A 15182-nucleotide genomic window follows, 5' to 3' on the forward strand; every position below is an offset into this window, starting at 1 on the left:
CGGGAAGGCACCGCGGTACGGTTGCGTTACGGCACCTGCTCCTGTCTTGTTTAACGAAAGGTGACGACTGGTTTTTTTTCCGGTCGCGCACGGGGTTGTCGCCCAGCCTTTCCCAACACAAGCGGAGAGGATGCGGGCCGGCGCCGTGATGGGGGGGCGTTTCATTGCTGGATGAACTTTCGCGCCGCGCGGGCGGCACCCGTGCGTTTGCCCGTTCCGAGCTGCGCTTCGGCGCCTCGCTCACCGCGCTGGGTCTCGCGATGTCAGGGGTGGCGCTGCTGCCGCAGCGCGCGGAAGCCGGCTGCTCGACCACCGGATCCCTGATCATCTATCAGTGCGATACGGGCGGGGTGAACATCCAGCCCAATGCCAGCGGCGCCAGCAGCCTCGGCGTCTCGGACATGACCATCCCCAGCGGATGGATCAACTATTCGGTCTCGCCGTCCACGGCGTCCGGTCCCATCTCGATGCTGCTGACCGTCAGCAACACGTCCGTCACCGCGTCCGGCAACGGCGCCATCAATGTCTCGTCCCAGGCCTTGCCGGCCACCATCACGGTGAACCTCGGTTCCGACGTCACCCTCCAGAACACCGGCGGCTCGGGCGGCCTGTGGGTGCGCAACGAGATCGGCGGCGACATCGTCGTCACCAGCGGCGCGTCCATCATCTCCACCGGCTCCGACGCGCTGACGGCGACAAGCAACGCCGGCTCGGTCAGCATCACCAACACCGGCACGGTCACCTCCACCGACAATCGCGGCATCTATGCCGACGGCAGCCCCACCGGCGGCACCACGGCGGTTCCTGTCTCGGTGAACAACAGCGGGATCGTGAACGCCTATCTCGCGGGCATCCGCGTCATCGATTATCTCGGCACCGCGAGCATCCAGAACTCCGGCACGGCCACCTCCACCACCCGCCAGGGGCTGATCGCCTGGTCGCAGTCCGGCGACGCGTCCATCGACAATTCCGGCTCGGTCCTGGCCCGCAACTATATCGGCGTGCAGGCGATGACCGACGCCGGCAACGTCACCGTGGTCAACAGCGGCTATATCGAGGCGCAGCGGGACGTGAGCCTTGGCGCGTCCACGACCAATCAGGCCATCTCCGCGACCGCCACCGCGAACGTCACCGTCACCAACACCGCGACCGGCCAGGTGATCGCGGGGTCGGACACCGGCATCTACACGACGACGGACAACGGCGTCATCTCCGTGACCAATGCCGGCCGGGTGACCGGCACCAACGGCGTGACCGCCAACGCCACCATCGGCACGGTCTCCGTTTCCAACACCGGCACCATCACCGGCACCAGCGGCCTGGGCGTCAGCCTGGCCAGCGGCAATGGCGACGTGACCTTCACCAATGGCGGCCGCGTGACCGCCACGGGTCTCGCCGTCTCGCTGGACGGCACCACCAACCGCCTGGAAAACACCGGCACCCTCACCACCACCGGCACCACGGCGGTGCAGACCGGCAACGGCAACAGCACCGTTGTGGTGAGCGGGCGCATCGCGGCGGCCTCCGCGTCCGACACCGCCATCGCCATGGGCTCCGGCAGCAACCGGCTGGTGCTCGCGGATACGGCGACGCTGGTCGGCAAGGTCACCAACGCCAGCAGCAACAACATGCTGGAACTGACCGGCTCGGCCACCGGCACGCTGGACCTCGGGTCGGTCGGGGCCACGGGCAACTACCAGGGCTTCGCCAATCTGACGAAGTCCGGCACGGGCACCTGGACCCTCACCGGCAGCGGCAGCAGCCTGAGCGGCACCGCCGACATCAACACGGGCACGCTCGTGCTCACCGGCACGCTCGGCGTGGGCACGATGACCATCGGCAACACCACGCAGGGGACGCTCCAGGTCAATGCGGGCGGAGCGCTGACCAGCGGTCACGCCACCATCGGCACCAATTCCGGCGGCGACGGACGGGTGACGGTCTCCGGTGCCGGCAGCACCTGGACCAGCACCGGCAACATCTATGTGGGCAACGGCGGCAACGGTGCCCTCACGGTCGAGACCGGCGCCGTTGTCTCCGCCGTCGATGGCTATGTCTCCACGCTGACCGGCTCCAATTCCAGCCTCACCGTCACCGGCGCGAATTCCGCGGTGAACCTCTCCGGCGTGTTCATCGCCGGCTACAGCAGCGGCACCACCGCCACGGTCACCTTGAGCAATGGGGGCCAGATCCGGGGATTGCAGGGGACCCTCGGCGATCTTGCGGGGTCGTCGGGAACCATGAGCATTTCCGGCAGCGGCTCGAAATGGTCCGCGTTCGTCGACAACAGCGTCACCTATTCCGGCTACATGAACGTGGGCCGGCTGGGCACCGGCGGCCTCTCCGTCACCGACGGGGGCAATGTGACCGGCTATCGGCTCTATATCGGCAACGAGGTCGGGTCCGTGGGCACGGTGACGCTGAGCGGCGCCGGCTCCCTGATCCAGATGACCAGCAACCTCTATGTGGGCAGCGAGGGCACCGGCACGCTGACCCTGTCCGATGGCGCGCAGGTCAGCGCCGTCGCCATCAAGGTGGGCTATCTCGCCGGCGCGGTCGGCACCCTCAATGTCGGTGCCGCCGCCGGCCAGACCGCCGCCGCCGCGGGGACGATCGATGCCACCGAGATCGTCCTCGGTGACGGCGACAGCCGGCTCGTGCTCAATCACACCGCCACCAATTACGGCATCGCCGCCAACATCACCGGCACCGGACAGGTGATCGTCCTCAACGGCACCACCGTGCTGACCGGCACCAACACCTACACCGGCGCCACCACCATCTCCGGCGGAACGCTCCAGATCGGCGACGGCGGCACCTCCGGCTCGATCGTCGGCAACATCACCGACAATGCGAGCCTGGTCTTCAACCGCTCGGACACGCTGACCTATGCCGGCGTCGTTTCCGGGACCGGCTCCCTGACCAAGACCGGCACCGGCACCCTGACGCTGACCGGCGCCAACACCTATACCGGCGGCACCACCGTCTCGGCGGGTCGCCTTGCGGTCAACGGCAGCCTTGCCGGCAATGTCGGCCTCGCCACCGGCGCCACGCTGTCCGGCAGCGGCAGCATCGCCGGGCTGGTGCAGGTGAATGGCGGCACGCTGGCGGGCGCGCAGACGGCACCGCTCACCATGGGCGCGCTCACCCTTGCGTCGGCGTCCAACGTCAATGTCACGCTCGGCGCGCCCAGCGCGAACGCGGCCTTCATTGTCCTCGGCAACCTCACGCTCGACGGCACCTTGAACGTGACCGCCAATGCCGGCTTCGGCAGCGGCGTCTATCGCATCATCAATTACGGCGGCGTGCTGACCGACAACGGCCTTGATGTGGCGGCCGTGAGCGGCCTTGCGGCCACCGTGCAGACGGCGGTGGCCGGACAGGTAAACCTGCTCGTGTCCGATCCCGGCCAGACCATCCTGTTCTGGAACGGCACCACCATCACGCCGACCGGCACCGTGGTCGGCGGCAACGGCACCTGGACCGCGTCCCCGCAGACCAACTGGACCGATTCCAGCGGCACGGTCCCGCAGGCCTGGAACAGCGGCTTTGCCGTGTTCCAGGGCACGGCCGGCACCGTGACCGTGGATACCAGCGCCGGCGCGGTCTCCACCACCGGCATGCAGTTCGTCACCAGCGGCTATCTGGTCACGGGCGACGCCCTGACCCTGGCCGGCACGGCCCAGGCGACCATCCGGGTGGGCGACGGCACCTCCGCCGGATCGAGCACGGTGGCGACCATCGCCAGCGCGCTGACCGGCACCGGCGGGATCAACAAGTCCGACCTCGGCACCTTGATCCTGAGCGGAACCAACACTTATACCGGCGGCACCACCATCACGGCGGGCACGCTCCAGATCGGCGCCGGCGGCACCTCCGGCTCCATCGCCGGCGACGTGGCCGACAATGGCAGCCTCGTCTTCAACCGCTCGGACGCGCTGACCTTCGCCGGCGCCATCTCCGGCACCGGCTCCCTCACCAAGACCGGCGCGGGCACGCTGACGCTGACCGGCGCCAACACCTATACCGGCGGCACCACCGTCGCCTCCGGCACGCTGGTGGGCAACACCACCAGCCTCACCGGCAACATCGTGGACAACACCACGCTGGTCTTCAACCAGACCAGCACCGGCACCTATTCGGGCGTGATCTCCGGCACCGGCTCGCTCACCAAGACCGGGACCGGCACGCTGGTCCTCACCGGCGAGAACACCTATACGGGCGGCACGCTCATCTCGCAGGGCACGCTCCAGATCGGCAACGGCGGCACCACCGGCTCCATCGCCGGCGACGTGGTGAACAACGCCACATTGGTGTTCAACCGCTCAGGCACCTACAATTTCCCCGGCACCATCACCGGCTCGGGCGCGGTCATCATCGTCGGCGGCTCCACGGTCAACTTCACCGGCGCCAGCGGCTACAATGGCGCCATCACCATCGCCGATTCCAGCTTCGTGCTGGCCAGCGGCGCGGTGTCCAACTCCAGCTACACCATCGGCAGCGGCGGCACGATCTCCGGCACCGGCACCATCGCCGGCCTTACCGTGGCCTCGGGCGGCACGGCGGCGCCGGGCTATTCGCCGGGCACGCTCACGGTGGCGGGGAATGTCACCTTCAATGCCGGCTCCACCTACGCCGTGGACGTGACGCCCACGGGCGCCCACGACCTCATCACCGCCACCGGCACCGCGACGATCCTCGGCGGCACGGTGGCGGTGAACGCGACGGCGGGCGGCTACGGCCCCACCAGCACCCTCACCATCCTGCAAGCGGCGGGCGGCGTCACCGGCACCTTCGCCAGCGTCACCTCCAACCTCGCCTTCCTGACGCCATTGCTCAGCTATGACGCCAACGACGTCTACCTGACGCTGCGGCGCAACGACATCAGCTTCGCCAGCCAGGCGCTCACCGCCAATGAGCGGGCGGTGGCTGCGGCGGCGGACGGGCTCGGCTGGAGCAATCCGGTCTATTACGCCCTGGCCAACCTCGCCGTGGGCGCGGCGCCCGCCGCCTTCGACAGCCTGTCGGGCGAGGCCTATGCCTCCGCCGGCACGGTGATGCTGCAACAGTCGCTCTATCTGCGCGAGGCGGTGGGCGCGCGGCTCGGCCAGGCGCTTTCGCCGGCCACGGCGGCGGCCGGGCCGGCCACGGCGGCGCTGGCGCCGGGCCTCACCCCGACGCTGTGGATGCAGGGCTTCGGCGCCTGGGGCAATGCCTGGGGCGACGGCAATGCCGCCACCGTCTCCAGCGACATCGCCGGCGTCTTCGCCGGCGCCGACGTGGCGCTGGGCGACACCTGGCGCGTCGGCCTCATGGGCGGCTACAGCCGCACCACGCTGGATGTGGATGCGCGCGCCTCCTCCGGCACCATCGACAATTACGACATCGGCCTTTATGCCGGCGCCCGCTACGGCGACCTCGGCCTGAAGGCCGGCCTGAGCTACACATGGCACGATGCCGCCATGAGCCGCACGGTGGTCTTCACCGGCTACAGCGGCACCAACACCTCCGGATACGACGCCGGCACGACGCAGCTGTTCGGCGAGGCGGGCTATACGGTCCGCCTCAACGGCGCCACGCTGGAGCCGTTCGCGGGCCTGGCCTATGTCCATCTCTCCACCGACGGCCTGACCGAGACCGGGTCCAGCTCGGCCCTGGCGGTCAGCACGGGCGACATGGACACGGTGTTCTCCAGCCTCGGCCTGCGGGTCGGCACCAATGTCACGCTGGCGCCGGGGGTGACGGTCACGCCCAGCCTCAGCCTCGCCTGGCTGCATGCGTTCGGCGACGTCGCCCCCGCCGCGACCATGGCCTTCGCCAGCGGCTCGCAGCCCTTCGCCGTGACCGGCGTGCCGCTCGCCCGCGACAGCGCGCTGATCGGCGCGGCGCTCGACTACCGCCTCACCGCCAATGCGGTGCTGTCCGCCAGCTACAGCGGCCAGATCGCCTCCGGCATCCAGGACAACGCCTTCAAGGGCGCGCTCACGGTCAGCTTCTGAGCCATTCCGGCCGACCTTCGCCGCCGCCGGCTCCGGCCGGCGGCGGCGTCCCTCCGGCCGGGCGACCTCCCCCACATCGCGCGGCCAAGCCGCCGGTGCGCGTTGCTTCGCGAACGCCAGGCCTCCTGCATCCTCGCGGCGCGGGACCTCCCATCGATGTGCGGTCCATGCCGGCGGATCGGGGCTCTGCTGGATCCGGATTTTAGTTTAATAAACGGGACGATCCCTGTCGGCGCCGGATGCACGGACGGCTCCGGGAGACGGAAAATCGACTTTATCGGACCGCAAGGTCCGGGCCACACACGGTGACTCATTTCCCTTAAGTTACGAAAAATGTCGGAACATCAATCGTTTAGATTCTCCATCGCGCCGATGATGGAATGGACGGACAGGCACTGCCGCGCCTTCCACCGCACGCTGTCGCGCCGCGCCTGGCTCTATACGGAGATGGTCACCGCCCCCGCCATCATCCATGGCGACCGCCAGCGGCTGCTGGGCTTCTCCCCGGCCGAGCACCCCGTGGTGGTGCAGCTCGGCGGCAGCGATCCGGGGCTGCTGGCGGAAGCGGCGCGCATCTGCGCCGACTTCGGCTATGACGAGATCAACCTCAATGTGGGCTGCCCCTCCGACCGGGTGAAGGGCGGCAATTTCGGCGCCTGCCTCATGCGCGATCCGGCGCTGGTTGCCACCTGCATCGCGGCCATGAAGGCGGCGGTGCGGATCCCGGTCACCGTCAAGTGCCGCATCGGCGTGGACGAGCAGGACGTGGAGCAGGCGCTCGACGCATTGGCGGACGCCGTGCTGGCGGCCGGGGCCGACCGGCTCATCGTCCATGCCCGCAAGGCCTGGCTGAAGGGCCTTTCGCCCAAGGAGAACCGCGAGATCCCGCCGCTCGACTATGCCCGGGTCGCGCGCCTCAAGGCCCGCCTGCCGCATGTGCCCATCGAGCTGAACGGCGGGCTCGCCACGCTGGACGACGCCTTGCGCGCCGGCGCCGGGCTCGACGGCGTGATGCTGGGCCGCGCCGCCTACCAGGACCCCGATCTGCTGCTGGAGGTGGACGCGCGGGTGCATGGCGAAGCCGCCCCGCACGCGGACGCCTTCGCCGCGATCGCGGCCTTCGAGCCCTATGTCGCCGCGCATCTGGAAGCCGGCGGGCGGCTGCACGACATCACCCGCCACATGCTCGGCCTGTTCGGCGGGCGGCCGGGCGCGCGCACCTATCGCCGCACGCTCGCCACCGAGGCGCTGGTGCCCGGCGCCGGCCTGGAGGTACTGCACCGCGCCGCCGGCGCCATCCGCAACCGGCACGTGCGGTCCGACGCCGCCTGAGGCCCCCCGGACGGCGGCGGCCGTACCGCTGCCCCAAGGTGACGCGGGCGGTGACGAAGGGCTGTGACGAAGGACGGGCCGTCCGGGCACTGGACAAGGGCGGGCGCGGCGCGGCAGATGGGGCGTCCTCCGGCCGGTCCCCTCCCCCATGCTCTCCGCAATCCCCTGGTCCGAAGTCGCCGTGCTGATCGGCGCGCTGCTCGCCGGCGGCGTCGCCTCCGGCATCCTGGCCGGCCTGCTGGGGGTCGGCGGCGGCGGCATCATCGTGCCGGTGCTCTACGAGGTGTTCCGCATCATCGGCGTGTCGGACGACGTGCGCATGCAATTGTGCATCGGCACCTCGCTCGCCATCATCATCCCCACCTCCATCCGCTCCTTCCAGGCGCACAAGGCGCGGGGCCTGGTGGTGCCGGGCCTGATGAAGGCGCTGGGCGTGCCGGCGGTGCTGGGCGTCATCGCCGGCAGCGCGCTCGCCGGCGTGGTGCCGGGCGCGGTGCTCCAGGGCGTGTTCATCGTCGTGGCGGTGATCCTCGCCGCCAAGAGCATCGCCGGGCGCGCCGACTGGCGGCTGGGCGACACCTTGCCCGGCCCGGCCGTGCTGCGCATCTGCGGCTTCGTCATCGGCATGGCCTCGTCGATGATCGGCATCGCCGGCGGCGGCCTCGCCACCATCCTGCTGACGCTCTACGGCGTGCCGATCCACGCGGCGGTGGCGACCTCGGCCGGCATCGGCATCTTCATCCCGATCCCGGGGGTGATCGGCTATGCCGTCACCGGCTGGCCGCACCTGGCGGAGCTGCCGCCGCTCTCCATCGGCTACGTCTCGGTGCTGGGCTTCCTGTGCATGGCGCCGGTGAGCACGCTGGTGGCGCCGCTCGGCGCGCGGCTCGCCCACGCCTTGCCGCGCCGGGCGCTGGAGGTGGGCTTCGGCCTGTTCCTGCTGGCGGTCGCCGCCCGCTTCCTGGCGGCGATCCTCTGGGGCTGAGCTACCAGTTGTGCTTGAAGCCGGCGGTGATGCTCTTGCTGATCTCGGTGCCGGTATTCTCCACCGTGGTGGTGAGGTTCAGCGGCCCGATCAGCTTCTGCTCGGCGCTGGCCGAGGGCAGCCACGCGCGCTCGCCGCTGGTATTGGTGGCGCCGACCGAGAAGGTGGTGCCGGTGTCCGGCAGCTTGACGCTCACCGACTTGCCCAGCTCCCAGCCGCTGCTGGCGTCCGCGCTGTGGACCAGGGCATAGCTGTCGTTGATGCTGGCGGTCATGTGGTCCGTCAGCTTCATCTCGCGGGAGAAGGTAGTGCCCACCTTGCCGGCATTCTGGGTGGGATCGACGCGCATCTCCAGCGTGGTCTGCTGCCAGGGCAGCCACTGCGCCTCCGTGGGCAGGCTCATCTTCGCCCAGGCGGCGGCCGCCGAGGTGTCGGAGACGTCCCACGGCAGGGCGCGGTTCGGCTGCACCGTATTGACGGTGGCCGCCGACAGCGAGAGATCGACGCCGAACTTGGCGCCGTCCAGCCAGGCGGGCGTGTTGGTCACATAGACGGCGGAGCTGCCGTCGGAATTCACGTCGCGGGTGATCGTGGTCTTCACGTCCTCGGCGCGCGCGCCGCCGGCGGCCACCGCCAGCACCGCAAGGCCGAGGAAACGGGACGCCGTCCCGGCCGATAAACAGTTCGGTCGCATCTGGTGCTCCGTTGATGATCGCCATCAGCGGACGAACCCGAAGGTTCCATCCAATTCGACCCAGCCCACCCCTTTTGTGCCCGGCCGCAGGTTAAGAGTTTCTTGCCGCAGCGCAACAACCCCAGGGTGCCTCCATTCGCCTGCGCCGGGCGCATGGCTTGCGCGGGTCGCCCGCTCGACGCGCCGCTTGCCGTGGCGCGCGGTGCACCGTATCCCCCGCCGCCAGGGAGATGCACATGCCGCAAGAACCAAGAGACGCCGACTACGCCACCCTGACCGCTCTGCTCGCCCGCATCGCCGACGCGCTGGAGCGCACCGCCCCGCCCCGCGCCGGGACGGTGGATTTCGACGCCGCCGACGCCTTCGTCTGGGCGACCGAGCCCACCCGCTTCGAGCCGGTGCCGCGCGTCAACCGGGTGGAGATGGACCTGTTGCAGGGCATTGACCGGGTGCGCGACCAATTGGTGGAGAACACCACGCGCTTCGCCCGCGGCCTTGCCGCCAACAACGCCTTGCTGTGGGGCGCGCGCGGCATGGGCAAGAGCTCGCTGGTGAAAGCCGCCCACGCGCATGTGAACCACGGCCTCGCCGATCCCGCCGGGCCGCGCCTCAAGCTGGTGGAGATCCACCGCGAGGACATCGAGACCCTGCCGGCGCTGATGGCTGAGGTGCGCGTCTCGCGCCACCGCTTCATCGTGTTCTGCGACGATCTCTCGTTCGATTCCGACGACACCTCCTACAAGTCGCTGAAGGCGGTGCTGGAGGGCGGCATCGAGGGACGGCCGGACAATGTGATCTTCTACGCCACCTCCAACCGCCGCCACCTGCTGCCGCGCGACATGATGGAGAACGAGCGCTCCACCGCCATCAATCCCGGCGAGGCGGTGGAGGAGAAGGTCTCACTCTCCGATCGCTTCGGCCTGTGGCTCGGCTTCCACAAGTGCAGCCAGGACGAGTATCTCGCCATGGTGGAAGGCTATGTGACCCACCACGGCATTCCGGTGGAGGAGCGCGTGTGGCGCCCCGAGGCGCTGGAATGGGCCACCACCCGCGGCGCGCGCTCCGGCCGCACCGCCTGGCAATATGTGCAGGACCTCGCCGGCCGCCTCGGCGTGCACCTGAAGCCCGCCTGAGGCCCACCGGCCCGGATCAGGCCACCGCGACCCGGGCGCGCCGCCAGGCGCCCGGCGTCTGGCCGAGGGCGCGGCGGAACACCCGCGTCAGGTGCGCCTGGTCGGCGAAGCCCGCCACCACCGCGATCTCGGTCAGCGTCATCTCGCCGGCCGCCAGCATCTCCTGCACCTTCCTGAGCCGCGCCTGCATGTGCCACTGGTAGGGCGCAAGGCCGGTGGCCGCCTTGAAGGCGTGGCTGAAATAGGATTGCGACAGCTCGGCCAGCTCCGCCAGTTCCTGGAGCCGGACGCTGCGCAGGCAATTGGCCTCGATGAAGTCCGTCACCCGCTTGACCTGCCAGGGCGCCAGCGCTCCGCGCTTGCGCGCCTGGGCGTGGCCGAGGCCGGTGCGGCCGAGCTGCATCAGGTCGATGAACAGCGCCAGCATCAGGCCGTCGCCATAGAGATCGTGATGGGCGTTATGGTCGAGGCATTCGGCGGCGATCAGCCGGGCGATGCCCATCAGCCGCTCGTCGGCGAAGCGCAGGCGCGGCGTGGCGAGCCGCTCCAGGTCCACGTCCTCCCCGAGGCGCCCGGCCAGCGCCTTCGCGTCGAAATGGATGTCCAGGTGGCGGATGGTCATGGGCTCGTCGATGCGCGACCACAGCGGCATGCCGGCAGGAATGAAGCTCAGGTGCTCCGGTGCCCGGCTGCCCACCGCCTCGGTGGCGCTGGGGCTGAGCTTGAGGTCGGAATGCCCGCCCTCCCGCTCCAGCACCACGAACAGGCGGGCATCCTGCGAGACATATTCCCCGTGCGCCCCGGCCGCGCAGGCGGCGTGCCAGACGTCCGCCACCGCCCCGTTCCAGCGCCGCCAGCGCAGGTCCTCCAGTACGGTGATGCCCTCGCGGTACGAGGTCATGCGGGGGCGGAAAGTCATGGGTGAAAGGTCATGGGCGGATCCTCGGCAAGGTATCCATGATGCGACTGACAGTTTGTAAAGGCTATAAACCAAAGCCTGCAAAGACTGATCGCGACACCCCCATCGCGACGACAGACCAAGAAGGTTCTATGCGCAACAGGAAGCGACAATCAAGACTGGACTTCGGTTGATATGAGCCGTTTATCGAACCAATTGATCCCGCTGGTCAGACTTACATTTGAATACTTCTGAACTGCGCCGGGATCGAGCACTTTGGCAGGCTCTGATGTGGCACCCCCAGTCTCTCCGTTCCCTTCTCCTGCTCGGCGTCGCCGCCTCCGGCCTGATGTCCGGTGCGGCGCACGCGCAGCAGGCGGCGGCCCCCTCGTCCCTCGTCATCCTGGATACCGTCAACGTCGAGACCGACAAGGAAACCCCGACCGGACCGGTGGAAGGCTATGTGGCCCACCAGACCGTGACCGGCAGCAAGACCGCCACGCCCATCGTCGAGGTGCCGCAGTCGATCTCCGTCGTCACCCGCGACCAGATGGACGACCGCGCGGTGCAGAATCTCGGCCAGGCGCTGGATTATTCCGCCGGCGTGGTGTCCCAGCCGTTCGGCACCGACCCGCGCTTCGATTCGCCCATCATCCGCGGCTTCTCGGCGGCCAACAGCCAGTATCTCAACGGCCTGAAGCTCATGCGCGACCAGGGCATGACCTCCATCGACCCCTATGCGCTGGAGCGCATCGACGTGCTGCGCGGCCCCTCCTCGGTGCTCTACGGCCAGGGCAATCCGGGCGGCCTCATCAACATGGTGTCGAAGCGGCCCACCTGGACCAATTTCGGCGAGTTCAACCTGGAGGCCGCCACCTACGACCGCTACACGGCGAGCTTCGACTTCGGCGGGCCGACCGCCAAGGATTCCAACGTCGCCTATCGCATCACCGGCCTCGGCCGCCTCGCCGACACGCAGACCGACTATGTGGAGAACGACCGCTTCCTGTTCGCCCCGTCCCTCACCTTCCGGCCCGACGCCAGCACCGAGCTGACCGTGCTGGCGATGGTGCAGTATGACACGCCCGATTCCACCGTCGGCCTGCCGAACCAGTACACACTGCAATCGCTGAACGGCCTGCGCGCCTCGCGCAGCCTCTATCTCGGCGACCCGGACTTCAATGCGTCCAGCCGCACGCTGTCCACCCTCGGCTACGAGTTCAGCCACACCTTCGACAACAACGTCACCTTCCGCCAGAACGCCCGCTACCTGAAGCTGAACTGGGACTATTCGAGCCTGTATTATTCCGGGCTCGACAGCACCAATGCGCTGATCGCCAACCGCGGCACGCAGTACAATACCGAGGATCTGGGCACCTTCACCATCGACAACCAGCTGGAGGCCCACCTCAACACCGGGCCGCTGAGCCACGACATCCTCGTCGGCCTCGACTTCCGCAGCCACGATGCCGACACCTACACCGCCTTCGGCACTGCGCCGTCGATCAACATCTTCGCCCCGGTCTACGGCATGACCATCCCCAACACCGTGTGGTACGCCTCCAAGGTGGACGGCACGGTGGACCAGCTCGGCCTCTACGCGCAGGACCAGATCAAGCTGGAGAAGTGGCTGCTCACGCTCGGCATCCGGCAGGACTGGGCCAGCGTCAATTCCACCACGGTGACCAATTACGGCACCACCACGCAGGACCAGGACGACAGCGCCACCACCGGCCGCATCGGCCTGACCTATCTGTTCGACAACGGCATCGCGCCCTATGTCAGCTATTCCACCTCTTTTGAGCCGGTGATCGGCAACATGCCGACCCAGCTCGGCGGCGCCGCCTTCCAGCCCTCCGAGGGCAAGCAGTACGAGGCCGGCGTCAAGTACCAGCCGGTGGGCTGGGACGGCTTCTTCACCGCCGCCGTCTACGACCTCAAGCAGAGCAACGTCTCCTCCACCGACGTGATCGGCGGGGTCAGCTACGCGGTGCAGAACGGCGAGGTGCATGTGAAGGGGGTGGAGCTCTCCGCCACCATGAGCATCACCCAGGGGCTGAAGCTCATCGCCAACTACACCTACATGAATGCGGAGATCACGCAGGGCCAGTATGCCGGCAACCGCCCGTCCAACGTGCCGGAGAACTCCGCCAACGCCTGGCTGGACTACACCTGGCAGGACGGCCCGCTGAAGGGCTTCGGCCTCGGCGGCGGCGTGCGCTACGTGGGCGAGCGCTACGACCTCGACAGCAACGCCAATCTGCTGCCGGCCAACACCCTGTTCGACGCCGCCATCCATTACGAGAAGGGGCCCTACAAGGCCCAGCTCAACATCGCCAACATCGCCGACGAGACCTATGTGGCCACCTGCGGCTCGTTCGGCTGCTATTATGGCGACGGGCGGACGATCACCGGAAAGGTTACCTACAGATGGTGAGCCCGCCGCTCTGGCACTTGGAGGACGTGCGGTTCGCGGTGCCGGGTCGCGAGATCCTGGCCCAGCTTTCCCTGTCGCTCGCGCCGGGGCGCGTCTATGGCCTGATCGGCCCCAACGGGTCGGGCAAGAGCACGCTGCTGAAGCTGCTGGCCCGGCAGGTGTCGTCCACCGGCGGCACCATCGCCTTCGAGGGCAAGCCGCTGGCGCGGTGGCATGACCGCGACTTCGCCCGCGCGGTCGCCTACATGCCGCAATTCACCCCGGCCACCGACGGCATGAGCGTGCGCGAGCTGGTGGCGCTCGGGCGCTTTCCCTGGCACGGCACCCTCGGCCGCTTTACGGCGGAGGATGCCGCCAAGGTGGAGCGGGCCATCGCCCGCACCGACCTTGCCGCGCTCGCCGGACGCACCGTGGACAGCCTGTCCGGCGGCGAGCGGCAGCGCGCCTGGGTGGCGCTGATGCTGGCGCAGGACCCGCGCTGCCTGCTGCTGGACGAGCCCACCTCCGCCCTCGACATCGCCCACCAGAGCGAGGTGCTGGACCTCGTCCGCCGCCTCTCGCGCGAGAGCGGCGCCGCGACGGGCGCCTCGGATGGGGGACCCGGCATGGCGGTGGTGGTGGTGCTGCACGACATCAACCTCGCCATGCGCACCTGCGACGAGCTGATCGCCCTGCGCGGCGGGCGGGTGCTGGAGCACGGCCCCGCCCGCGAGCTGATGCGGCCGGACCTGCTGGCGGCGCTGTACGGCCTGCCCATGGGCGTGCTCACCCATCCGGTGCGCGACGAGCCTTTGGGCTACGTGCTGTGAGCGCGCGCCTCTCCCGCCGCCGTCTGCTGGCGGGCCTCGCTGCCGCCGCGCTGGTGCCGGCCGCCGCCCGCGCCGCCGCGCCGGCCGTGCGGGTGGCGACGCTGGACTGGGCGCTGCTGGAGACGCTGCTGGCCATCGGCGTCACGCCGGTCGCCGCCGCCGAGCTGGTGCTCTACCGCCAGGTGGTGGTGGAGCCGGAACTGCCCGCCGCCGTGGCCGACCTCGGCCTGCGCGGCACGCCCAATTACGAGGCCCTGCGGCTCCTGAGGCCGGACCTCATCTTCGGCTCCAACTACACCTCCTGGGCCGACCCCAAGCTGCGCCTGATCGCGCCGGTGGAGAACATCTCCATCTACGGCCCCGGCGCCCGGCCCTATGCCGCCGCCGAGGCCGCCACGCTGGCGGTCGGCGCCCGCACCGGCCGCACCGGCGCGGCCGAGGCGCTGGTGGCCGGCGCCCGCGCGCGCCTCGCGGCGCTGAAGGCGCGCCTCGCCGGCGGCGACGGGCGGCCGGTGCTGGTGATCAACCTGGGCGACGACCGGCATTTCCGGGTGTTCGGCGCCGACAGCATGTTCGGCGAGGTGCTGGAGCGCCTCGGCCTCGCCAATGCCTGGACCGCCGGCACGCGCTATTCCGCCACCGCGCCCATGGGGCTGGAGGTCCTGGCGCAGATCGGCGAGGCCTGGATCGCGGTCCTGCCCCCCGTGCCCGCGCCCGCCCGGAAGATGCTGGCGGGCGGCGGCTTCTGGCATGCGCTGCCCAACGTGCGCGCCGGCCGGGTGGTTGAGCTCGCCCCGGTGGACCCGTTCGGCGCCCTGCCCGCCGGCCTGCGCTTCGCGCGCCTGCTCGCCGAGGCGCTGCCCTTCGCCGGAAAGGCCGGGTCGCTTGGCTGACG

Annotated in this window: 9 protein-coding genes; 7 read left to right on the forward strand and 2 right to left on the reverse strand. The window is 69.5% G+C overall.

Going from position 1 to position 15182, the window contains the following annotated elements:
* The first annotated feature begins 164 nt into the window (after positions 1-164).
* The 3 genes from YU1_RS34750 to YU1_RS0113630 all read left to right on the forward strand — a co-directional run bounded on the left by YU1_RS34750 (position 165) and on the right by YU1_RS0113630 (position 8316).
* Entirely contained in the window at positions 165-5999 is a 5835-nt protein-coding gene (locus YU1_RS34750; RefSeq protein ID WP_051356847.1) for an autotransporter domain-containing protein, read from the forward strand.
* Positions 6000-6332: 333 nt separating this feature from the next.
* Positions 6333-7331: a tRNA dihydrouridine(20/20a) synthase DusA gene (gene dusA / locus YU1_RS0113625; RefSeq protein WP_029004551.1), complete on the forward strand. Its 999-nt coding sequence runs from the start codon at positions 6333-6335 to the stop codon at positions 7329-7331.
* A 148-nt stretch (positions 7332-7479) separates the two neighbouring features.
* Entirely contained in the window at positions 7480-8316 is an 837-nt protein-coding gene (locus tag YU1_RS0113630) for a sulfite exporter TauE/SafE family protein (RefSeq protein ID WP_029004552.1), read from the forward strand.
* 1 nt (position 8317) lies between these two features.
* Here the strand turns inward: YU1_RS0113630 and YU1_RS0113635 are convergent, their stop codons facing one another.
* Positions 8318-9010 carry a hypothetical protein gene (locus tag YU1_RS0113635; protein ID WP_156922120.1) on the reverse strand — a complete coding sequence of 231 codons (693 nt, stop codon included), beginning with the start codon at positions 9008-9010 and terminating at the stop codon, positions 8318-8320.
* A 236-nt stretch (positions 9011-9246) separates the two neighbouring features.
* Between YU1_RS0113635 and YU1_RS0113640 the strand changes: the two genes are divergently transcribed.
* Positions 9247-10143: an ATP-binding protein gene (locus tag YU1_RS0113640; RefSeq protein WP_051356849.1), complete on the forward strand. Its 897-nt coding sequence runs from the start codon at positions 9247-9249 to the stop codon at positions 10141-10143.
* A 16-nt stretch (positions 10144-10159) separates the two neighbouring features.
* On the opposite strand, the gene YU1_RS0113645 is transcribed toward YU1_RS0113640, so the two are convergent.
* Positions 10160-11062, reverse strand: coding sequence for a helix-turn-helix transcriptional regulator (locus YU1_RS0113645; RefSeq protein ID WP_029004555.1), 903 nt, complete (start codon positions 11060-11062; stop codon positions 10160-10162).
* 268 nt (positions 11063-11330) lie between these two features.
* On the opposite strand from YU1_RS0113645, the gene YU1_RS0113650 reads away from it, so the two are divergent.
* Genes YU1_RS0113650 through YU1_RS0113660 form a run of 3 tightly spaced genes read left to right on the forward strand, consistent with a single transcriptional unit; the run spans position 11331 to position 15180 of the window.
* The gene (locus tag YU1_RS0113650; RefSeq protein ID WP_035715343.1) at positions 11331-13478 is read left to right on the forward strand and encodes a TonB-dependent siderophore receptor; all 2148 of its coding nucleotides are present in this window, start codon (positions 11331-11333) and stop codon (positions 13476-13478) included.
* Entirely contained in the window at positions 13475-14287 is an 813-nt protein-coding gene (locus YU1_RS0113655) for an ABC transporter ATP-binding protein (RefSeq protein WP_029004557.1), read from the forward strand. Before YU1_RS0113650 ends, YU1_RS0113655 begins: the two co-directional genes overlap by 4 nt.
* Positions 14284-15180: an ABC transporter substrate-binding protein gene (locus YU1_RS0113660; protein WP_029004558.1), complete on the forward strand. Its 897-nt coding sequence runs from the start codon at positions 14284-14286 to the stop codon at positions 15178-15180. The genes YU1_RS0113655 and YU1_RS0113660 overlap by 4 nt, the downstream gene beginning before the upstream one ends.
* Positions 15181-15182: the final 2 nt, after the last annotated feature.

Source organism: Azorhizobium doebereinerae UFLA1-100 (assembly GCF_000473085.1).
GTDB classification, from domain to species: domain Bacteria; phylum Pseudomonadota; class Alphaproteobacteria; order Rhizobiales; family Xanthobacteraceae; genus Azorhizobium; species Azorhizobium doebereinerae.